General features: G+C 32.2%; 24 protein-coding genes. 9 read left to right on the forward strand and 15 right to left on the reverse strand.

From position 1 onward, the window contains the following. Positions 1-39 precede the first annotated feature (39 nt). Together HMPREF3134_RS09210 and HMPREF3134_RS09215 are read right to left on the reverse strand one after the other, a co-directional pair. Positions 40-1374: an NCS2 family permease gene (locus HMPREF3134_RS09210; RefSeq protein WP_070442372.1), complete on the reverse strand. Its 1335-nt coding sequence runs from the start codon at positions 1372-1374 to the stop codon at positions 40-42. 113 nt (positions 1375-1487) lie between these two features. Further along, positions 1488-3623: a DNA topoisomerase III gene (locus HMPREF3134_RS09215; protein ID WP_070442375.1), complete on the reverse strand. Its 2136-nt coding sequence runs from the start codon at positions 3621-3623 to the stop codon at positions 1488-1490. A 148-nt stretch (positions 3624-3771) separates the two neighbouring features. Here HMPREF3134_RS09215 and HMPREF3134_RS09220 point away from each other — a divergent pair, with 148 nt between their 5' ends. The 3 genes from HMPREF3134_RS09220 (at position 3772) to HMPREF3134_RS09230 (ending at position 6499) form a co-directional block, all read left to right on the forward strand. After that, entirely contained in the window at positions 3772-4644 is an 873-nt protein-coding gene (locus HMPREF3134_RS09220) for a GNAT family N-acetyltransferase (protein ID WP_070442378.1), read from the forward strand. 173 nt (positions 4645-4817) lie between these two features. After that, complete coding sequence (locus HMPREF3134_RS09225; RefSeq protein ID WP_070442381.1) at positions 4818-5681, forward strand: GRP family sugar transporter; 864 nt, start codon at positions 4818-4820, stop codon at positions 5679-5681. Between the two features lie 26 nt (positions 5682-5707). Then, on the forward strand, positions 5708-6499 hold the full coding sequence (locus tag HMPREF3134_RS09230) for a glucose 1-dehydrogenase (RefSeq protein WP_053025001.1): 792 nt from the start codon (positions 5708-5710) through the stop codon (positions 6497-6499). Between the two features lie 68 nt (positions 6500-6567). Here HMPREF3134_RS09230 and HMPREF3134_RS09235 read toward each other — a convergent pair whose 3' ends face one another. After that, positions 6568-7476: an AEC family transporter gene (locus tag HMPREF3134_RS09235; RefSeq protein WP_070442384.1), complete on the reverse strand. Its 909-nt coding sequence runs from the start codon at positions 7474-7476 to the stop codon at positions 6568-6570. Between the two features lie 139 nt (positions 7477-7615). Between HMPREF3134_RS09235 and HMPREF3134_RS12090 the strand changes: the two genes are divergently transcribed. Together HMPREF3134_RS12090 and mspA are read left to right on the forward strand one after the other, a co-directional pair. Further along, positions 7616-7783, forward strand: coding sequence for an SE1832 family protein (locus tag HMPREF3134_RS12090; RefSeq protein WP_110709153.1), 168 nt, complete (start codon positions 7616-7618; stop codon positions 7781-7783). Positions 7784-7928: 145 nt separating this feature from the next. Beyond that, complete coding sequence (gene mspA / locus HMPREF3134_RS09240; RefSeq protein WP_070442387.1) at positions 7929-8246, forward strand: membrane stabilizing protein MspA; 318 nt, start codon at positions 7929-7931, stop codon at positions 8244-8246. A 78-nt stretch (positions 8247-8324) separates the two neighbouring features. Here mspA and HMPREF3134_RS09245 read toward each other — a convergent pair whose 3' ends face one another. Continuing rightward, a complete protein-coding gene (locus tag HMPREF3134_RS09245) occupies positions 8325-11507 on the reverse strand; it encodes an efflux RND transporter permease subunit (protein WP_070442390.1) in 3183 nt (1060 codons plus the stop codon). Between the two features lie 138 nt (positions 11508-11645). Continuing rightward, a complete protein-coding gene (locus tag HMPREF3134_RS09250) occupies positions 11646-12905 on the reverse strand; it encodes a lipid II:glycine glycyltransferase FemX (protein WP_070442394.1) in 1260 nt (419 codons plus the stop codon). A gap of 163 nt (positions 12906-13068) precedes the next feature. Between HMPREF3134_RS09250 and HMPREF3134_RS12680 the strand changes: the two genes are divergently transcribed. Beyond that, positions 13069-13320 carry a hypothetical protein gene (locus tag HMPREF3134_RS12680; RefSeq protein ID WP_080365854.1) on the forward strand — a complete coding sequence of 84 codons (252 nt, stop codon included), beginning with the start codon at positions 13069-13071 and terminating at the stop codon, positions 13318-13320. On the opposite strand, the gene HMPREF3134_RS09255 is transcribed toward HMPREF3134_RS12680, so the two are convergent. Continuing rightward, positions 13317-14078 (reverse strand): VOC family protein, encoded by a 762-nt coding sequence (locus HMPREF3134_RS09255; protein WP_070442397.1) that lies wholly within the window; start codon positions 14076-14078, stop codon positions 13317-13319. The genes HMPREF3134_RS12680 and HMPREF3134_RS09255 overlap by 4 nt on opposite strands. Before the next feature lie 176 nt (positions 14079-14254). On the opposite strand from HMPREF3134_RS09255, the gene HMPREF3134_RS09260 reads away from it, so the two are divergent. Further along, positions 14255-14692, forward strand: a complete 438-nt coding sequence (locus HMPREF3134_RS09260; RefSeq protein WP_053024995.1) for a MarR family winged helix-turn-helix transcriptional regulator — start codon at positions 14255-14257, stop codon at positions 14690-14692. Then, the gene (locus tag HMPREF3134_RS09265) at positions 14689-15894 is read left to right on the forward strand and encodes an MFS transporter (RefSeq protein WP_070442400.1); all 1206 of its coding nucleotides are present in this window, start codon (positions 14689-14691) and stop codon (positions 15892-15894) included. The genes HMPREF3134_RS09260 and HMPREF3134_RS09265 overlap by 4 nt, the downstream gene beginning before the upstream one ends. Before the next feature lie 55 nt (positions 15895-15949). Here the strand turns inward: HMPREF3134_RS09265 and HMPREF3134_RS09270 are convergent, their stop codons facing one another. The 7 genes from HMPREF3134_RS09270 to glp all read right to left on the reverse strand — a co-directional run bounded on the left by HMPREF3134_RS09270 (position 15950) and on the right by glp (position 20671). Beyond that, positions 15950-16303, reverse strand: a complete 354-nt coding sequence (locus tag HMPREF3134_RS09270) for a SarA family transcriptional regulator (RefSeq protein ID WP_011275108.1) — start codon at positions 16301-16303, stop codon at positions 15950-15952. Positions 16304-16605: 302 nt separating this feature from the next. Continuing rightward, entirely contained in the window at positions 16606-17628 is a 1023-nt protein-coding gene (moaA, locus tag HMPREF3134_RS09275; protein WP_070442403.1) for a GTP 3',8-cyclase MoaA, read from the reverse strand. 13 nt (positions 17629-17641) lie between these two features. After that, entirely contained in the window at positions 17642-18247 is a 606-nt protein-coding gene (gene mobA, locus HMPREF3134_RS09280) for a molybdenum cofactor guanylyltransferase MobA (protein ID WP_070442406.1), read from the reverse strand. A 6-nt stretch (positions 18248-18253) separates the two neighbouring features. Next, positions 18254-18487: a molybdopterin converting factor subunit 1 gene (gene moaD, locus HMPREF3134_RS09285; protein WP_070442409.1), complete on the reverse strand. Its 234-nt coding sequence runs from the start codon at positions 18485-18487 to the stop codon at positions 18254-18256. Position 18488: 1 nt separating this feature from the next. After that, positions 18489-18938: a molybdenum cofactor biosynthesis protein MoaE gene (locus HMPREF3134_RS09290; RefSeq protein WP_070442412.1), complete on the reverse strand. Its 450-nt coding sequence runs from the start codon at positions 18936-18938 to the stop codon at positions 18489-18491. A 6-nt stretch (positions 18939-18944) separates the two neighbouring features. Then, entirely contained in the window at positions 18945-19415 is a 471-nt protein-coding gene (mobB, locus tag HMPREF3134_RS09295; protein ID WP_070442415.1) for a molybdopterin-guanine dinucleotide biosynthesis protein B, read from the reverse strand. Then, complete coding sequence (gene glp / locus HMPREF3134_RS09300) at positions 19412-20671, reverse strand: molybdopterin molybdotransferase MoeA (protein WP_070442417.1); 1260 nt, start codon at positions 20669-20671, stop codon at positions 19412-19414. Before glp ends, mobB begins: the two co-directional genes overlap by 4 nt. Positions 20672-20733: 62 nt before the next feature. Here glp and moaC point away from each other — a divergent pair, with 62 nt between their 5' ends. Beyond that, entirely contained in the window at positions 20734-21216 is a 483-nt protein-coding gene (moaC, locus tag HMPREF3134_RS09305) for a cyclic pyranopterin monophosphate synthase MoaC (RefSeq protein WP_011275101.1), read from the forward strand. Positions 21217-21323: 107 nt separating this feature from the next. Here the strand turns inward: moaC and HMPREF3134_RS09310 are convergent, their stop codons facing one another. Next, the gene (locus tag HMPREF3134_RS09310) at positions 21324-21830 is read right to left on the reverse strand and encodes a MogA/MoaB family molybdenum cofactor biosynthesis protein (protein ID WP_011275100.1); all 507 of its coding nucleotides are present in this window, start codon (positions 21828-21830) and stop codon (positions 21324-21326) included. A gap of 11 nt (positions 21831-21841) precedes the next feature. Continuing rightward, positions 21842-22846: a ThiF family adenylyltransferase gene (locus HMPREF3134_RS09315; RefSeq protein WP_070442420.1), complete on the reverse strand. Its 1005-nt coding sequence runs from the start codon at positions 22844-22846 to the stop codon at positions 21842-21844. Positions 22847-23005: the final 159 nt, after the last annotated feature.

Consider the following 23005-nt stretch of genomic DNA (forward strand, 5'->3'; position numbering starts at 1 on the left):
ACTTATCCAAGAACTTTATGTCCCGGACTCTTTTCCTTATTAACCGTGTACAAATACGAAATATAAAATAAATAGTACCATTAAGAAATACATAATTGGATGTACTTCTTTGTGTTTTTTTGTGATAAGCATAGTTATTGGATAAAATATAAATCCGCAAGCGATACCAGTCGCAATTGAATATGATAGTGGCATCATAATAATTGTTATAAATGCTGGAACTGCAACTTCAAATTTCTTCCAATTTATTTCTGCAAAGTTAGCTGCCATTAAAATCCCAACTACTACTAATGCAGGTGTTGTTACTGCACTTGTAACAATTTCAATTAACGGACTAAAGAATAATGCTAAAAGGAAACAAATCCCTGTCACGATACTAGCAAAACCTGTTCTCGCACCCACAGCTACACCAGAAGTAGATTCAATATAAGATGTAGTTGTTGTTGTACCAAAAATGGCACCAACAATAGTAGCTAAAGAGTCAGCAAATAAAGCTCTACTTGCTCTCGGAAGCTTGTTATCTTTCATAATACCTGCTTGAGTAGCTACTGCTACTAATGTTCCAGCAGTATCAAAGAAATCTATAAAGAAGAAAGTTAAAATTACAATTAAAAATTGAATCGTAAATAATTGACTTGGATCCTTAAAGGCTTCAAATGCAGCACCGAATGTTGGTGTTATACTAGGGATTTTACCAACTACGCCAGAAGGTGTTTGTATTAATCCAGTTATCATTCCAACTATAGCAGTTATAATCATACCTATAAAAATTGAACCTGGTACTTTTCTAGCATATAGAATAATTGTAATCGCAATACCAAAAATTGCTAATAAAACTGGACCTTTTGTTAAATGTCCTAATGTAACTAATGTTGAGTCATTTTTCACAATGATACCAGCACTTTGTAAACCTACAAAGGTAATAAATAATCCTATACCAGCAGATACAGCCATTTTCATTTGATAAGGAATAGCATTGATTATTATCTCTCGAAGACCGGTTGCTGTAAGTATAGCAAAGAATATACCTGAACAAAGCACGCCAGTTAAACCTATTTGCCATGGAATTCCCATCGTTAAAACTACTGTAAAAGCAAAGAACGCATTAAGTCCCATTCCTGGAGCAAGTGCTATTGGATATTTTGCAATAAGTCCCATAAATAAAGAACCAACAAATGCTGCTAAAGCAGTTGCCACGAAAATAGCTCCTTGATCCATTTTCATGTCACCTGATACACCTTTAACACCTGCTAAACTTAATACTTGAGGATTTACAGCTAAAATGTATGCCATTGATAAGAAAGTTGTGATACCACCGATTATCTCTTTCTTATAATTAGTATCATACTCGTCGAATTGAAAGTATTGTTTCACGGTTTTAAACTCCTTTTATTAAAATACTTTAATATTTTAATATTACTTTTCGAAAAACACAATAATAAAAACGAACTTTTTTACCAACAAATATGATTAAGTTCGATTTTAAACTATAATTTCAAGTTTTTTAATGCATCTTTAAACGGATTATTCTCAAGTGAATCCTCATTATTCATATACTTTTTCATTTCTTTTTTAGATACTTTGCCACTGGATTTATTTTTAAATCGTTTATCCATCTGTTCTTGTGTTTCAGTATGACCACAGACACATCGATAAACTGCATCTTTTCCACGTCCAAATAATGTCATTTTCTTCTTACAATTTGGACAACGTGCATTTGTCTTACGTTGGACATTCTTTTTAGTTTTACATGTAGGATCTTGACATACTAACATTTGTCCATTTTTAGTTTTAACTTTAATCATGAATTTTCCACATGTCGGACATTCAGTAGTAGTTAAATTATCATGCTTATACTTTTGCTCGCTATTTTTAATAGTATTTACAATCGATTGAGTAAATGCCTTCATTTCGTCAATAAAGTGTCTAGAATTATATCTTCCTTTTTCTATTAATAATAGTTTCTCTTCCCACTCGGCAGTTAATAATGGAGATGTTAATTCTTGAGGCGCTAAATCCAGAATTTGCTTTCCTTTAGATGTTACTTTGATTTTGCCATCTCTAGATTCGATTGCATTAAGATTAAATAGTTTCTCAATTATATCTGCTCTTGTAGCAACTGTGCCAATCCCTCCAGTTTGTCTCAATGTGTTAGCATGTTTCTTTTCTTTAAGTTGTATATAATTTTGAGGGTTCTCCATGGCTTTTAGCAATGAACCTTCGTTAAAGTAATCAGGTGGTGTTGTTTCATGTTCATTTACTTTTAAACTTTGAAGGTGATACTTTTCTCCTTTTTGAAAAGCAACTTTCTTTACCACATTATCACTGTTCATTTTAAGTGCTTTATAACCTAGTTGACGTGTGGCTTTTTCATTAAAAACGAAGATATGTTTGCCAACAGTAACATTAACTCTAACCGCTTCATATTCATGAGGTGCCATTAAAGATTCTAGGAACCTTTCAGCTACCATCATATATATCTTACTTTCTCTGTTACTCAAACTTTGCATATCTGGACGTACTTCTGTTGGAATAATTGCGTGATGATCTGATACTTTATGATTATTAAAAATCCGCATTTTACTTGAATAAGATTGCCCCAACAATGATTTGACTTGTGATTTATAGTCAGTTGCTAATAAAGCATAAAGTCGTTCTTTAATAGTATCCACCATATCATCTGTTAAATAATTAGAATCTGTACGTGGGTAAGTAAGAACTTTATGGCGTTCATATAAATTTTGAATGGTATTAAGTGTTTCCTTTGGCCCCATTTTGTATCGTTGGTATGCCTCTTGTTGCAAATCAGTTAAGTTATACAGAGGCTTAGGATGACTTTTTTTAACTTTCTTTTCAACACTATCAACATTACCTTCTACATGTTCTATTTCATTAGCAATTTGAGTTGCGTCTTCTCTAGTCATGTGCTGCTTATTTGTCCTTAATTGGAAAGTTAATCCACCTATTTCAGTAGATAGTGTATAATATTTCTTCGGTTTAAAATGATTGATTTCTTGTTGTCTAGCATTAACTAATTGGATTGTTGGTGTTTGAACTCGACCCAATGATAATTGAGCGTCATATTTCGTCGTTAACGCACGTGTTGCATTGATACCCACAATCCAATCCGCTTCACTTCTAGCTAATGCTGCTTCATAAAGATGTTGAAATTCACGTCCGTCTTTAAGCTTTTTAAATCCCTCTTGAATTGCTTTTTTGGTTACGGAGCTAATCCACAAGCGCTTAATCGGTTTTTTATTATGAACTTTATTCAATATTAACCGTGCAACTAGTTCCCCTTCTCTTCCAGCATCAGTTGCTATAATAACTTCTTTCACTTTTTTATCTAAAATCAGTGACTTAACAGTTTTAAATTGTTTACTTGTTTTACTAATAACTACTGTTTGCATGTGCTTCGGTATGATAGGTAAATCTTCAAGTTTCCATTCCTTGTACGCTTTATCATAGTGTTCCGGCTGTGCATTAGTGACTAAATGACCCAATGCCCATGTGACAACATACTTTTCGTTTTCAATATAACCATTACGTCTTCCCTTTATGTTCATAGCTTCAGCTATATCTCTAGCTACGGATGGTTTCTCTGCCAAAATTAATGATTTCATAGAACTTTCCTTTCAATAAAAGATCTCTTAATACATGTATTTGATGTAAATACAATTGTAACACGATAGACAATAGTCTAAACTTTCAATTACTAATAAATAAACTTATAATTAATTTAACAAAATGATATTGAAATGGAGGTACGCTATGGACATAGTCAAAGTAAGCAACCTGAACCAAATCATATCTTTTATTAATACATCATCAGATACCCTTGCGTCTTATATATATAAACTTCATACGTCTAAAGGTGATGTAGAACAGTTACTAAATGAATCTATCCATACCACTGGTGTTTTCTGTTTAATAGAAGATGATTCAATTGTCGCATTAATCACTGGAATTTTATATGAAGAAGATAAATACAAAGTTATTGGACCATTTGTTAGTAAAGGTTTCACTCTTACAGATAATCATTTTATCTCATTATTTTCTGCATTAATGGAATCACAATCTGAGCATGCTACTTTTAACTTCTCTTATAATGATTGTGCACAAGATTCAAAACCTTTAATGAAGCTAATTCATGCGAATTATAACTTCACAGATTACTATTTAAATGTTTATAAATCATTAAATGAACCCGAATCAGATTTCAATATCATTGAATATCAGCCAGGGTTCCAAAGAGCTTTCAGTAAGTTACATGAACAGACGTTTAGACACAACGCATTAACTCCTAAAGAAATAGTCAATACTTTAGATGAACATAACCGATTATTTTTATTTGTTAGTGAAGGCTTGTTAAAAGGATACCTTTATTTACAAATAGACACGCTATCATCACTAGCTGAAATACGATATTTTAGTTCACATACTGATTATCGTCTCAAAGGGATAGCATTTGACTTACTTTCATATGCAATTCATTATGCATTTGAGCATTTTTCTATTGATAAAGTTTATTTTAAAATACGCAGTAAAAATGTCACTTTAGTTGAACGATTTAATGAATTGGGATTCGAAATTGAAAGTGAATATACTAAATATAAAATTGATCCAAGTCAATTGAATTACTAGCATGCCATTAGAGCATATTAAGATAATTACACATTAAATCTTAATATGCTTTTTTTATTTACTTCAACGTATGAGCTTTTACATTTTAAAAGTTATTTTTTTCAGATAAAATGTTCACGAGTGTTATAGGAAGGAAACACTTGAAGTAAATAAATAAGGAGAGTGTTTACATAATGCAATTTATAGATATACTTATCGCATTATTACCTGCCCTATTTTGGGGGAGTGTCGTTTTAATTAATGTTTTTGTTGGGGGCGGACCTTATAACCAAATAAGAGGTACAACACTGGGTGCACTTATAGTTGGTATTGTATTGCTCTTAATTGGTAAAGCACAATTTGATAATTTAACAGTGATTATTGTTGGTTTAATATCAGGCGCTTTGTGGGCCTTTGGACAAGGTAACCAATTACGTTCAATTAGTTTAATTGGCGTTTCTAAAACAATGCCTATTTCTACAGGTATGCAATTAGTTGGTACTACATTATTTAGTGCTATTTTTCTTGGAGAATGGAGTACTGGTATTCAAGTAACAATGGGAATTATTGCCATGGTTCTATTAGTTACAGGTATCGCGTTAACCTCTTTACGCGGTAAAAATAAAGGAAAATCGAATGATCCAGAATTTAAGAAAGCAATGTTAATATTAGTGATTTCAACAGTTGGCTATGTCGGATATGTAGTAATAGCCGATATCTTTGGTGTCAGTGGTACTGATGCATTATTCTTCCAATCAATTGGTATGGCTATAGGTGGCTTCTTGTTATCAATGAAACATGAAACTAATATTAAATCTACAGCCCTTAACTTAATACCAGGTGTTGTATGGGCGATTGGTAACTTATTTATGTTCTATTCACAACCTAAAGTTGGTGTTGCAACAAGTTTCTCATTATCACAATTACTCGTAATCGTTTCTACACTAGGTGGTATTTTCTTACTAGGTGAGAAAAAAGACAAACGCCAAATGATTGGAATTTGGTCTGGTATAATCTTAATCGTTATTGCCGCATTTATACTCGGTAATCTTAAATAAATTAACATTACAAAGGAGGAACCAAAATGTTTTCAGATTTAGAAGGTAAAGTCGTAATTATAACTGGTGCTGGGAGTGGTATTGGTAAATCCTTTGCAGAGAACTTTGGTAAATCAAAAGCAAAAGTAGTTTTAAATTATCGCTCTGACCGTCATTTAGATGAAATTGAAGAAATTAAGCATATGATTAGTGATGCTGGTGGTGAAGCAATTGCTGTACAAGCTGATGTGGCTGTCGAGGAAGATGTAAAACGATTAGTTCAATCTGCTGTTAAAGAATTTGGCACGCTAGATATTATGATAAATAATGCAGGATTTGAAAAACCTATCCCAACCCATAAAATGTCAGTTGATGAATGGCAAAAAGTGATAGATATTAATTTAACTGGTGCATTCATAGGTTCTAGAGAAGCGGTTAATCAATTTTTAAAAGAAGATAAAAAAGGAATAATCATCAATACATCAAGTGTACATGATACGATTCCATGGCCTAATTATGTTAATTATGCTGCTAGTAAGGGTGGCTTAAAGTTAATGATGGAAACAATGTCTATGGAATACGCACAATATGGTATACGCATAAACAACATTTCTCCAGGTGCGATAGTCACTGAGCATACTAAGGAGAAATTCTCTGATCCAGAAACTCGTGCTGAGACATTGGAAATGATTCCAGCTAAAGAAATTGGTGAAGAACAAGATGTAGCTAATGTGGCATTATTCTTAGCTTCAGATTTAGCGAACTATATTCACGGTACTACCATTTACGTTGATGGTGGTATGACTAACTACCCTGCCTTTATGGGTGGTAAGGGTTGAATTTCAAACACTATGCAATAAAAAGCAAGCAATCCTTAAAGTAGAATTGCTTGCTTTTTTCTATTTAATCAAACAAATATCGCTTGATAAACATATAAAATGATTATACTCAAGATAATCGAAATGTTAGTAACCATACCTACTAAAGGCAATGTCTTGTATTTAAATTGAATAGAATACGGAATAATCGCTACTCCTACTGGTAATAACCAAGCAATGAGTAATGTCGTTTTAATCATATTATCTGAAACGGGTAAGAAGAAATGAGCGAGTAAACCCGCTAATAAACCTAAACCATAATGAGCTAATAAATATTTAACTGCGATTGGTAGGAAATGACGTTCAATTTTAAAATTAAGCATAACACCTAAAAGAATCATTGATAGTGGCATATTCGCTTTAGATATTATAGTGAAAAAATCAATTGATACTTTAGGCAAATGAATATTTAACATATTTAAAGTAAACATGACGATATATGTGACAAGGGGCACAGAAGTAATTAATTTTTTGCCTAAAAATTTAAAATCAAACTGATCTCCACCTTGACTGAAATAGCTTCCTACAAAATAAGTTACTCCAAACATAATAATTGCCCCACCTATATCAGCCATTCCAAAATAAATCATTCCATTTTTGGGCCAAATCGTATCAACAAGTGGATATGCAAATAAACCTATATTAAGTGATGCAGTCATCATTCCAACTGTACCTTTTATATGATTGTTATGCTTATTAAACAGCCACAATACAGTGACTTTAGCAAGGACGCCATACACAATCATCATTATAGGTAATATCGAAAATGAAAAATCTAATTCTGCACTATTAAGATTGACAATGACTAAAGAAGGTAGTGTGACATTGAGTACTAATGTTGATAATACTTGACTATCTGCCGCTTTTAAAAAGTTTATCCGTTTCAATAAATAACCTAATGCTATTAAAAGAATAATCATCATAAACTGCTCTGTCACGATAGTTCCTTCCTTCTTTTTAACATTATTATTACAGTTAATTACTTTAACATAATTTACTTCATTTTTAGAAGTGGATTGTTTCATGATATAATTCAATGTGATTGTTAAATTTTGAAATTAAAGGGGTTTAAGATTAATGAATTTAGAATCACAATTAGATGAATTAAAGTATGATTATGTTCGTTTACAAAATGACCTCGAGAAACGGGAATCTTTAAATCAAAATATAGACCCTCTCGTTAAGCAACTTGAAAATATTGAATTACAAATCTCTGAGATACGTTCAAAGTTACGTCAGAAATAAATAATTTTTCTATCTTATGAGATGATTAAAGTTGTGTAAATCTAGTATGATTTCTATTCAATAATTCAATCAGCTACTTCGAATTTGTTATATAGAATCAAAATTATATTTTGTCTAAGGTTCATTATAGAAAGGAAGACAACAAGTGAAACTTTACTTATTATTATTGCCTATTTTATATCTCATCGTTAGTTACATAAGCATTTTTAAAATGCATTCGATTATTACTCGCATTTTACGCATTATTATGAGTGTATTATTACTGTTTGTACTAGCAGTTACAACTCTACAATTCCCTGCTGAAAACTGGTGGGTATTTATTGTTTTAGCATTACTGGTTGGTAATATTGAAATTACCGCATTCAAAGAATTGAAACATGATACTAAAGCTGTTTCAATTTTAAATATTTTATCAGTTATATTATTTATCATTTATGTTATTTTAACTTTTATCATGTATTAAATTAGTATAATTAAGTCAACTACTGTCAATATATAGTTATAGCCTGAGACATTGATTAATGTCCCAGGCTTTTGTTCTTTATTTTCTTGTTAACCTACCTTTAAGTGTAAAGAGAATTTCGTAAATTACGGGAACAACAATTAATGTAAGTAGTGTAGATGAAATCAATCCTCCGATTACAGTTGCTGCCATACCTTTTGAAATTAATATTGAACTATCTTGTCCAAATAATAAAGGCAATAATGCACCAATTGTTGCAATGGCAGTCATAAGAATTGGTCTAATACGAGTGCTTCCCGCTTCTAACAATGCCTCCTTCATTGGCATACCTTCATGTTCATTTGTTATCACACGATCAATGAACACTATGGCATTGGTTACTACGATACCAATTAACATTAACATTCCAATTAAACTTGGAACAGATATTGTTTCACCTGTAATCAATAATGCTAATACGACACCAATAATAGTAAATGGTAGTGAGAATAGTATTGTGAAAGGTGCTAAGCCACCTTTAAATGTGATGACTAATACTAAATATACGATAACAATAGCGACTAACATGGCGAATGCCAATTGAGTCATTGCTTGATTAATGTCATCAGTAGCACCACCCACATTAATTTTAACGTTGTCTGGTTTATCTATATTATTGATTTTATTCATTACCTTACTAGATACACCACCTACGTCTGAATCAGTAATTTTACCGGAAACAGTTGTTGCGTAGTCACCATCTTCTTGAACTAATTTACTTGGCGTAGTTGTACGTTCTAGTTCGGCTATATCTTTAAGTTTTACCGTTTCGCCTGTTGGGGATTTTAATTCCATATTATTTAATTTATTTCGAGACCAATCCGTCTGCTTGTTTTGTTTTACTTTAACATCGACTTTATTGTCATTTTCTTTAACTGTAGTAATCGTCTTTTCAGGCAAATTCTCATTTAAATTTAATGCTAATTGTCCTGCAGAAATACCTTTCTCTGTTGCTTTATTTTGATCTACTTTAATTTCATATTGATCATAGGTTTGCGATAAATCTGATTTTACATTGGTGATCCCGTTTACTGATTTCATCTTTTGCTCTACTTTAGCAACTGTATCTTTAATTGCATTCGTAGATGGCCCTTTGACTGTAACTTCAACTAAATCATTACCAGAACCATTTCCCATGTCTTGATTTTTCCATTCACCTGGTTGATTCATTTTTGATAAATGGGAGATAACTTTATCAGGCTCTTCTTCAAAGTTAGGTGTATCTTTGTCATATTCAACCATAATAGCCATACTATTCGTACTACCAGTTGGGTCTGCTGGTGAAGGACCTCCCACGGAATATTGAACTGTTTTTACTTTATCCTTGGATTGTAAATATTTTTGTGCTTGCTTTGCATGATCTAAAACAGCTTTTTCAGTTTCACCGGGTTTAGGTGTATAGGTTACGGCTAAGAATTTGTCATCACCTGTTGAAATATAGCTTGTACCTAATTTTGCACCACCTAACGCAATGCTTCCTACTAGAATAACGACACTAATAATTAAGACAATCCATTTATGATTTAATGACCAGTTTAAAATTTTACGATAACTCTTGCTTACAACACCTAGTCCTCTATCATTCTGATGTTGTGAATTACGTTTTAACTTAATACCTTTTTTGAAAAATGTAGAAGCCAATGCTGGCACCACAGTAATGGATACAAGTAAAGATGCTAATAAACTAAATGCAATTGCTAATGCGAAAGGTCTAAACATTTCACCAACTGAACCTGACACAAATGCTAGTGGTAAGAATACGATTATAGTAACAATTGTAGAAGATAAAATCGGTTTAAATACTTCTCTTGTTGCACTAATGACTAAATTGTTGCCAGACAATTCTTCTTTAGGATCTGATAATCTTCGATAAATATTCTCTACAACAACAATTGAGTCATCTATCACACGACCGATAGCAATTGTTAATGCACCTAATGTCAAAATGTTTAGCGATACATCACTTAATTTTAATGCGATAAGTGCTATTAAAATCGAAAGCGGAATGGAAACAATTGAGATAGCCGTTGTTCTAATATTTCTCAAGAATAATAAGATAACTATAATTGCGACAATCGTTCCTAAAGCTGCTTTTTCAACCATTGTATATAATGAATCTTCAATTGGTTTAGCAGTATCCATGGTTTTCGTAGCTTTTATGTCATCAGTATTTTTTACAAATTCATCAATTTTCTTTTGAGCTTCTTTAGCAACTTGAACTGTGTTGGCATCTTGTGCTTTCATAATTTGTACATTAACTGCATCTTTACCGTTCGTCTTAGAAATTGACTCACGTTCATCTCCTACAGTTATTGTTGCTAAATCACTTAATGGGACGCTAGGCATTTCTCCACTTGAAGCTTGAGATTGATTAGTCATTTGAGATTGAGAACTTGAAGATGATGTATTATCTCCAGTACTACTCATCTCACTACTTGATTGATCATCACTACTGCCTGATTGACTCTGGCCACTTATTGTTAATGGGATTTCTAAGTCTTTGAGTGCTTTAACAGATTTAAATTGACCATCAACTACTAAAGATTTTTCATTTTTTCCAAATTGAAATAATCCTAGAGGTGTTTCACGAGTTGCTGTTTTTATGTAATTTTCTACGTCATCAGCTGTTAGTCCCGCTTCATCTAATTTGTTTTGTTTAAATTTCAATGTAACTTGTCTCGTTGTTTGACCATTAAGTTGAGCATTCTGAACGCCATCAACGGTTTGTAATTTAGGAATAAGTTGGTCATTAATTTCTTTTGTTGTGGTTTTTAAGTCATCATTTTTATTAGTAAATGAATAAGCTACAATTGGGAATGCATCCATAGAATTTCGTGTTAATTCTGGCTCACTAACCCCATCTTTAAAGCCTAATTTATCTATTTCTTTCTTTAATACTTCTTCAGCTTTATCCATGTCTGTACCGTTATTATATTCAACAGTTACAATTGATGCATTTTGTATCGACTGTGTCTCTACACTTTTAACATATGCTAGAGATCGTACTTGGTTATCAATTTTAGAACTAATCTCATCTTGGGTTGTTTGAGGTGTAGCACCTGGCATTGTTGTTTGTACAGATATAACTGGATTTTCGACATCTGGAAGTAATTCTAATTTTAATTTAGCACTAGAATATACGCCTCCTAAAATTACTAAAACAACCATTAAGAAAATTGCGAATTTATTTCCCAACGAGAACGTTAACATCTTCTTTATCACTTATTTACTTCCCCCATTCTTTTTCTTTTAAAAAGCTATAATTTTTTTATTTTTTAATTATTCCTATTATCCTAAAAAAATCTGAACGTCACAATGATTATTGTGGAATCGTTCAGATTTAAATTTAATCGTTAATGACTATTTGCCTTTTAATTTACGAGAAATTTTAATTTTAGCTTTTGTTAATCGCGGTTTAACTTGTTCAATTAATTGATAAAGGGGTTGATTTAATACATAGTCAAATTCGCCTATCTTTTCACTTAAATAAGTGCCCCAGACACGTTTGAATGCCCATAAACCGTAGTGTTCAGAGTCTTTATCTGGATTATTATCAGTTCCACCAAAATCATATGTTTTAGCGCCATGTTCACGCGCAAACTTCATCATCTCATATTGCATATGATGGTTAGGCAAGAAGTCACGGTAATCATTCGATGAAGCACCATATAAATAATATGATTTAGATCCTGCAAACATTAACAATGCACCAGATAAATAAATTCCATTAGGATGTTTTGCTAATAAGTCAGTCATGTCGTCTTTTCTTTCAATAGATTTTTGAATTTTAGCTTCGACATCGTTTAATTTATTTTTAGTCTTGTTACTTTGCTTTCTCTCATATTTATTTTGAAGTTGTGTTTTTTCGTTTTCAAGTTCCTCAAGTTCATTATCAATATCATCTAAGACAGGTTTTGGTTCTAATTTCACAAGGAATAATTCAGCATCGCCATCTTCATGAAGTGAATCATAAATATTTTGGAAATAGCTTAAATCACGTGTTAAAAAGCCGTCACGTTCTCCTGTTATTTTCATTAATTCAGCGAAATTTTTAAGCCCTTCTCGATTTGAACGTTCAACTTTAGTACCACGTTTCAATGAGAGTCTTACTTTAGAACGATTACGGCGCTCAAAACTTTGGAACATTTCCTCATCTGATTTATCTATTGGCGTAATCATTGTCATACGTGGTTGAATATAGTCTTTAGACAACCCTTCTTTGAAACCTTTATGTTTGAAACCTAGCGCATTTAAATTTTTAAGTGCATCTATGCCTTTATCAACTTCTACATCTGGATCAATTTTAATAGCATAGGCTTTTTCTGCTTTAGCTACTTTTTTAGTTTCTTCTAATAACTGTTCCAATGCAGCTTTATCACTATAATCCGTTACGAAACCACGAGAAACGTAACATAGCGTGAATGGTAGTTTAGGTATCTTTTTAAATAATAATTGACCTACACCTTTAATCTCACCATCTTCGCCCACTGCCACACGCTTTGAATACCATCCTGTTAGGCGTTTAGTTTCTGCCCATTTTGTTAACTGTAATAAATCACCATTAGGATGAGCTTTCACAAACGCATCATGCTCTTGGTTAGTGATATTCATCTTTTCCATGCTATAAAAACTCCTTTTTCTTTACATTAATTATAATTATACAATGTCATGTTTTGAGTGTCGACAAACTCGCCGTGCAATTAAAATATTATTTCTAGTTTTAAATATTTGATATAATATATAAACTTAAAATTTTAAATTAGTCTTTAAAAAGAGGTTTAACATGCGATATTTATTATTAATACTATTTATTTTGTTTAACGCGATAGCTATTGTTGTCACTATGACTCAACCTTTAACAGTTTCATATTTTAGTTTAAGAGTAATGTTCGTTGGACTGTCATTCGTCTTAACTATCTTTTTCTTGCTTTTAAGGAAGTCTAAAGTAACTACATATCTCAGCATATTATCTCTAATACTTTCAATCGTTCATATGTCACTAATCGCCCATAGTACTTATATTTATCTATACTAATCTTCAGGCTCGAATCGATATTTTGCACCTTTCGTAATAATTGAGTATGGTACAGTTGTTTCTGTATCTTTAAATATAATCGTGTTATAGCCTGACGTTTTACCATCTTGAATACGGTAAATAATATGGTCTACCGTTAATTGTACATCTGTATAATTATCTCCTTCTTCAAGGATAGTCACATCGAACCATTTTTTCCATTTAGATAGTGTTTTAGAGCGTTTTTCACTATCAATAATTATTTTATGGATTTTAAATTGTTTTTGGAAAAGAGTGTCTAATTTCTGATTATGCACTTCTTCCCTTTCCTCCCATTCTATGAAAAATGGAGGCTTTACCATGTAATCAGGGTCTGCAATGTAAAGTAATTTCCAATTTACTTTATCACCTTTTTTATTCTCTCTATGCATTTCGACTGGTCCAATCGTATCAATGTTGCGTTCTTCTAAAGATTGTTTTATTAATTCAATATTTGATGTTCTTAATGCAATTGTTTTAAACCCTTGTTTGTAGTGATCTTGAACGATTTTAGTCGCAAAAGCAACACGACCTTCTTCTGTTTTAGCCTCTTTATTTAATTTTTCTTTATCTTCTACATCTATCAATTCTATGTAATTTTCATTAATATATGATAAACGATTGAATGTTCCAAATTTGTGATGTTTGCCACCAGAACTAATTTTCAGAATTTCTCCTGGATATTTAAAATTTTTAAGATTGTCTACATAATGAATAATATGGTCAAATCTGAGTTCCATTGATCGTATTCCCCTTTAATTGTTCGACTTGCATCTATCTTATCAAACTTCTTGTATTATTACTTCTTTTATTCACATAACTTATTGATTTAGTATTGCATTTTTTAAAAAAAGGTCATATAATATTTTTCGTCTCAAAATAGTTAGCAAAGCTAACTTATTGGAAGGAGTCTATTATGTTAACAAATGAATTTTTTAACAGTTTCATCGGTTTATACCGACCATATATGAAACGAACGCAATCGATACTCGACCAATTTGATTTACATCCTGGTCAATGGTTGATCTTAAGAGATATTGCCAGTACCTCTCCAACGACCTTAGTTCATATTTCTAAACGTCGTTTTATAGAAAAACCCACTACACGTAAAATTATTAAAGTGTTATATGATAAAGAGTTATTAATTGTAGAACCAAGTAAGGAAGATAAACGTGAGAAGTTACTAAGTCTCTCTGATAAAGGTCAAATATTATATGAAGACGTTTATCGTAAGATATTACCAGTTCAGCGTGAGCTTATTAAAAATGCTGGATTATCTGACGTAGAACTTGAAAATGTTATTTCAGTAATGAACAAACTTCATCATGCATTCTTAGAGGAGGAATCAGAATGACTCAGAATAAGAATGTAAAGCAGCCTATTTTCACGAAAAGTTTTACAGTCAATTTCTCAATCAATTTTTTCGTTTATTTATGTATGTATCTTTTATTAGTAATTATTGCTGATTATTGTAAGACTACTTATCACGCCTCAGATAGTTTAGCTGGATTAGTAGTAGGATTATTTATTATCGGTTCTTTAATAGGTAGATTTGGAACTGGTAAATATGTAAATAAATTTGGTCCAAAAAAAATATTAATTACTGGATTATTATTGCTTGTGATTACACAATTACTTTACTTTATCCCTGGATCAATCACATTCTTAATGTTCGTACGTCTAATTAACGGGATTGCGACTGCTATAGCTACTACTGCAACTGGTACTATTGCAGCACATGTCACACCTGTTGAGCGTAAGAGTGAAGGTATTAGTCTATTTTCACTTAGTTTAGTACTTGGTACAGCTATAGGCCCATTCTTCGGTATCTTATTATTAAAATCATTCTCTATCAATTTACTATTTGCTATATGTGTAGTTTTAGGTGTGATCAGTTTAATAATTTCACTATTTATTAAAATTGATTTTGATGCTGTTCTTAATAAAACAGATGCTAAAATTGCTAAAGCATCAGGCTTTAATATACACAACTTCATTGCAAAAGAAGCAGTACCAGTATCAATAGTTATGATGATTATTGCACTGAACTATGCTTCTATACTGACTTTCTTGAAATTTTTTGCTGAACAACGTCATTTATTAGAAGCATCTAGTTACTTCTTTATTTGTTACTCGATCGCTTCTTTAATTACACGTCCAATTGCAGGTCAAATGATTGATGCACGTACTGAAAATGTTGTCGTTTATCCTGCATTTATCGCACTTATCATTACTTTTGTAGTATTAGTATTCAGTTATAGTGGATGGATGTTATTACTAGCTGGTGTCTTCTTAGGTATTGGTTATGGTAATTTATCATCATCTATGCAGGCTATTGCCATTAAAGTGTCACCTACTAATAAATATGGGATTGCAACTTCAACTTACTTTATTGGTCTAGATATAGGTATAGGATTTGGTCCATCTTTATTAGGCTTATTCACAGGTTTCATTAGTTATACAGAAGTTTATATCATAATGGCTATCGTCGCTGCATTTAGCACCGTACTTTACTTTATTGTTCATGGAAGAAAAGTAAAAACACAATTAAATTAATATCTAGAAAGCGCTAGAAAATATGTCAATATTTCCCAGCGCTTTTTATAATCTATTAATTAGCAATACTAATTGCTTCAATTTCAGATTTCATTTTATCAAGTAATTTCTGTTGCGTTGCATTAAAGAAATAAAATACTTGTCGTTCATCAGTTTCAGATCGTAATTTAGAAATAAGTTCTTTCTTATAAATTTTACGTATTATTACATCTATTTTACTTGTATCCCACAACATCTCGAAATGTAATGTGTCACGTAACTCCTTACCACTAATTTTCTTACCTTCATAAACTTTAAATAACACTACAAATTCCTCTATTGAGATTTTGTACGATGATTTTAACCAATGTTTCAACTGGCTTAATTCTCTTTCTGCTGCAATAAAACGTTGTACTTTTTCTGTTGTCATAATTAAAGCCCTCCAATGTAGATTCTAAGATGTAGTTATAGCTTTATAAATTGAATTTCCTTAATAAAATTATATAACATATACACAATTTAATCTATTACAAATTTTATTTATTTTCCGATTAATATTTAATACAAATTCAGTTATTCATATACTCAATGCTATTATGATAATCATATTCTTTAATCATAGGTATTACATTCAATAATGATTTACTTTAAATTTAAACTATTAATTGAATATATTTTCCAAAAATAAAAAAACTCTAGCAATACTCGTAAACCATTGCTAGAGAAGTATATCTAACCACCGATGTAGTTCATATTAATTTTTTTGCGTTGTCTATTTTTAACCGTTTGCTCTGTACGTTCATCTGAATAACGATCATCTCGAACATTCCATAAGCTTATAAGTTGTTCTCTTAATTCGTCATCAGTTACGCCTGATCGTATAAATGATTTAATATTAAAGCCCTCAACAGTACTGAATAAACATCCGTAAAATTTACCATCAGATGATAATCGTGCTCTCGTGCAAGTAGAACAAAATGATGCTGACACACTTGTAATTAAACCAAATTGAGCGCCATTATCTTTGTGCTTATAGTACTTCGCTACTTCTCCGAAATATTTTGGGGGTACTGGTTCAATATCAAAATGAGACTCAATCATATCTAGCATCTCATTTTTAGTTACAACTTTACTAAAATCCCACCCATTATCATTACCTACATCCATGAACTCGATAAATCTGATTTCAATATTCTTATCTTTAAAGTAATCTACCATTGGAATAATTTGATCATCATTAATACCTTTTTGAATGACAACGTTTACTTTAACATGGAAACCAATAGAAACGGCGTAATCAATTTGATCTAAAATGGTAGTTGCTTTGATATTGCGATTATTTATCGCTTGGAACACTTCATTATCTATGGCATCTAAACTAACATTAATGCGACGCAAACCGGCATCGTATAATTTTTGTCCATGTTTTTTTAATAATAGACCATTAGTGGTCATACCGATATCTTCAATACCATCAATTTGATTTAACTCAGCTATAAGTTGATATAAATTTCGTCTAAGTAGTGGTTCGCCACCAGTTATACGTAACTTCTTCACACCAAGTTCTGCATACACTTTCGCGATTCTAACCATTTCTTCAAACGTTAATAACTCATCTTTAGGTAGGAATACATAGTCATCACCGAAGATTTCTTTAGGCATGCAATAGTCACATCTAAAATTGCAACGGTCTGTTACTGAGATACGCAAATCGCGAATGGGTCGACCTAATTTATCTTTGATTTGTGTAACCATAAATGGACCCTCCTTAATGATTTATCTGTTGTCTCAAGTCATCTAAATCTTCTTGATAGTTGATATTCTTATACCAATATTCAGGTGATTGTATGTTAGTAACATCTAAACATTCCGTCGTCACATTTTTATAAACATGTCGTAAACTATAATCATTCGAAGCTAAAGCTTCATCCATAACGTTTATACAATTTGGATGATAAAAGGCTATAGTTGGTAGAACTCGATCATGTTCAGAATAAGCAGCTATATCAATTTGATCTTCTATGAGTCTTGATACTAAAAATTGGTATAAAGCACTAATAGCCTTACCTGTTACCATAGGGGTATCAACAGATATTACAAAAAACAGTTCTTCATCGTTGTATTGTTTCATTACAGTATGAATACCAGCAAGTGGACCTTTATCTTTATTGTTAGCGTCATCTATAATAACATTGTCATGTTTAAATTGATTAGCTAATTGATCATTGGTGCTTATAATAATATCATTAAACATATTAGTTTCTTGTAAGGTTTGAACAATTTGTTGGTAAAATAATTGTCCATCTATTTCGGCAAATGCCTTTGCCTTACCAAAACGTTCTGAATGACCACCTGCTAAAATAATTGCTTTCATTTCCCGTTAACCTCCACTTACTGGAGGAATCAATGCAACAATGTCTGTTGGTTGTATGATATCCTCATCCTGTACAAATTCTTCATTTACTGCAACCTGAAACTTTTTAGATTTAATTGAAGGATGTCTTTCAAACAGATATTGTTTAAAAGCATCAACGTTAATTGCTTCATTAATATCAATTGTTTCACTATCAGTTTGCAAAATTTCTTTTATTTCAGCGAAGTATAATACCTTCACGTTAGTCCTCTCCTTTAGTAGCTAGATCGTGGCTACCTCTTTGATGTCCTTGCCACTCTGCACCGTCTTCCCAAATTTCCTTTTTCCAGATTGGAACGACTTCTTTAATACGTTCAATAGCATATTCGTTAGCTCTATATGCATCTTTACGATGGGGTGATGAAACTGCAATTAACACTGCTATATCTGAAATTTGAAGTGGCCCAATGCGATGAACAATTGTTGTAATCGTCCCTGGCCAACGCGTTTCTATCTCATCACCTATTTGTGCTAATTTTTTCTCTGCCATAGGTACATATGCTTCGTATTCTAGATATTCTGTTTTAATACCTTTAGTCCATTCTCTTACATGTCCTGTAAATACAACTACAGCACCTTGGTGTTCATTTATAGTAAATTCTCGATACTGTTCTGTTTGGATGGGTTTAGTAACGATTTCAAATTGTTTCATTTAATGTCAATCCCTTTGCTCTATCCATTGTAATAACCAATAATCATATTGTGATAACGCATGTTTATCATAAACATAATAACAATATTTAACACTAGTTAATTGCTTTAACTGTTCTAATTCTTCAGTAGTCTGATAGACGACCACTTTATCAAAATGTTCATCTTTAAACCCTTCAACCAAAATGATATTACAATCAATTGTAACAGATTGGTCAATCATTTGAGTAAGATTTTGTTTATATGCACGCGTGACAGTTTGTTGATAGTGTTCACCTTGCACAATACTTTGATCTGCTCCAGCATTAAAATGTTTCATATGATCTACATGGTCTTCTTGAAGCGTTATATCATCACCAATGTGGCCATGATGCTTGATTGTGACTATTGTGTAACCATAAGATTTTAAAAATTCTATCGTATGTTGCATCAAGGTTGTTTTTCCTGAATTTTTAAAACCAACTATTTGCAAAATCATAGTGTCATTTCCGTTTCATAGACATTCGATTCAGTTAAAATAACATTAACTGTATGACCTGCTTTAAATCCTCTAGTGCCCCCTGGCAACATAATCATTGAATTGCTATGTGCAATTGCTACTACTGCACCAGATTTATTAAATCCTGATGGCACTACTGTCGCACCACTCTGTGAAAATGTAGCAGATGCTCGAATAAAACGAGTAAAGGGATTCGCCTTAGTAAAATCTTCCATTAAAGTAGCTTTAACAACTTGAGGGTAATAGGCAGTTGCCCCCATCATATGTTGAATCGCAGGTTTGACAAATAATTCAAATCCAGTGAAACAAGCTGATGGATTACCTGATAAACCAAACAAATATTGCCCATTTGCAACAGCTACGGTTGTTACACTACCTGGTCTCATTGCAACTTTATTAAATAACACCTCTGCATTTACAGCTTTGTAAATTTCAGGTAGATAGTCAAAATCTCCAACAGAAACGCCACCCGTAGTAATTACGATGTCATGTTTTGACATGGCATCTTTGACAACTGAAATACTACTTTGCAAATCATCTTGTTGAATTTTATATGCTTCAACGTTTAATCCAGCTTTTGCAGATAGTGCTTTGATCATTGGACCATTTGAATTGCGTATTTTACCTGGTTGTAATTCATCATCCACATCTAATAGTTCACTACCAGTTGCAATGACTGCAATACTTGGGCGTTGTGTCACAGGAACTTTAGAGTAACCATATGTTGCTAGAACGGCTATTGCACCTGGATTAATGATTTGACCTTTTTTCAAGACAATATCACCTGTTGTTGTTTCTTCACCCTTAAGAGATACATTTTCATTTGCTTCAAATGACTTACGTATTGTAAACGTATCTCCATCCTCAACTGTTTGTTCAAACATGACTACTGCATCTGCACCTTCTGGAATTTGGGCTCCTGTCATAATACGTACTGCTTCATTTTGACCTAGTATTTTATCTGAAACTGAACCTGCGCCTATATGATCAATCACTTTAAATTGTTTACGATTTTCTGAGTATGCACCAGCAGAATCTTTACTTCGAATAGCAAACCCGTCATAAGGTGATTTATTAAAACGAGGAATATCGTAAGTTGCAACAATATTCTCCGCAAGTACATATCCTAAGCTATCTTCTAACATCACTTCTGTAGTATTCAAATATATATCCTGTTGAACAACACGATTTATCGCTTCTTTAACTGGTATTGGGTTTCTTTTTTCAACTGACATACTTATCATCTCCAAATTATAATTTAAAATCATGATATACTAACCCTATCAGGAGGGTTATTATGTCAAAATTCACTCATATCAATGAACAAGGTAATGCTAAAATGGTAGATGTCTCAAATAAAAATATTACTAAACGTACTGCTCAAGCTCATTCTAGCATTACTGTTAATGAAACAATTTATCAACAAATTATAGATAATACTAATAAAAAAGGCAATGTACTTAACACTGCACAAATTGCTGGTATTATGGCAGCTAAAAACACATCGACGATTATACCTATGTGTCATCCTCTACCTTTAACAGGTATAGATGTTCAATTTAACTGGCAAATTAATGATAATACTACATACACATTAAATATCACGGCTATTGTCTCCACTACAGGAAAAACAGGCGTTGAGATGGAGGCATTAACAGCCGCTTCTGCAACTGCTTTAACTGTTTACGATATGACCAAGGCAGTCGATAAAGGTATGATTATCGGTGAGACTTACCTTGAATCAAAATCAGGTGGCAAATCTGGTGACTATCGTCGTTAAGTTATTTCGAGCGCTCATATAATGTTTCAATTTAAATAATAAAGTCATGGATGCAAAACTTCAATTAGGGAAACCTATCATTTAAGTTTAAATCCATGACTATTTTTTTATTTATTCAATTCATGCAACATATGGTTTAATTCTGGCTTGATTAACTTTTCAATAGCCAATTTCACAGCTCCAGTAGATCCTGGTAGAGTATAAATTAATTTGTTCTTCACTGAACCAGCGACTGCTCTTGATAACAATGCTTTAGTTCCGACATCCTCTGTGTAACTTAAATATCTGAATAATTCTCCAAAACCTTCGATTTCTTTATCCAAAAGTGGCTTAACCGCTTCTATCGTAACATCTCTTTGTGCAATGCCAGTTCCACCAGTTGTAATTATGACATCAATATCAGATGCCAACCATTGTTCAATTTGAGATTGAATAGCTACTTTATCATCTTTGACAATAGCATAGTTTGAATTTAATACTTCGACATTGATATCTTGTATTAAAGTTTGTACAAGTTGACCACCTTTATCCGTCTCTTTATCCCTAGTATCAGATACAGTTAAAACTGCACATTGAATCATTCTATCTACTTTCGCGTGATCATGTTGATGCATTAATTCCACTCCTATCCGAATAATTGATTGATTAAATGAATGGCATCTAACGTCTTCGTTGTACCATGTATAAGCATTCGTCCACCCTCAAAACTAACAATTCGATGTCCTTTATATTCAAACATTATCATATATTTGTTTTCTCGATAATTAAGGTGATGTTGCTTAAGAAATTCACGTACCATTTCCTGGGAAATTTTATCATTATCATATTGTACTGTATCCCTACCACATAACGTTGCATATAATGTATGCTGTTTATTTAAATATGGAAAGGAAGGATTTGAACCACATGTTGGACACTCTTTTCTAAACATACGGCTAAAACCAAATGTAAAATGTTGACCATCCCATATATCTCCATAAGTTAATTTAGTAGGCACTGATTGCTCAGTTAATAATTTAAAGGTATCTCGCAATTGAAAACTTGTAGTCATCGTAACAGCAGGTTGTATAACACCTACAGTGTCACAAGTTAAATTAATTGCTGGTAGTTGAGGCATTAAACAGTTAAAACAAGGTGTCTCTCCTGGAATAAATGCTGCTTCTATATAAGTACTCTGCACGACACCACCATATATCCAAGGTATATTCTCTTTAAAAGAAAAGTCATTAATTAATTGTCTTGTTTCAAAATTATCTGTCGCATCAATAATAAGATCTACATGTTTAGCATACTTATCTAAAAAATAATAATCGACATGTGTAATAAAAGTTTTTAGTTTCAAGTCATGGCGCAATGCTTTTAAATGGCGTTCCGCTGCTACAACTTTAGGCAACATAGTATTAGCATCTTCTTCAGTAAATAATGTTTGTCGTTGTAAATTGCTAAATTCAATATAATCTCTATCTACAATTGAAAGTGTTTTGATTCCCGCACGAACGAGACCCTCAGCAACATGGGTTCCTAACGCTCCCATACCAACAATGAGTACATGTTTTTGACTAATTTTCTGTTGTCCTTCGTGTCCTATTCCTTTAAACAAAGTTTGTCTAGAATAACGTTCACTCGTCATTTTCATTGCCCTCTCTAGTTAATATCCATTTCTATCATTATATCGAACAAAGCGGGAGTGGTACAGAATTCAATATGAATTCATCGGCCACACCCGCAATGTTGACTAGATTTAATAATAGTCTATTATAAGCATCTTGTTAACTTAGATAATAATCAT

This window comes from Staphylococcus sp. HMSC14D10 (assembly GCF_001808125.1).
GTDB lineage: Bacteria > Bacillota > Bacilli > Staphylococcales > Staphylococcaceae > Staphylococcus > Staphylococcus haemolyticus.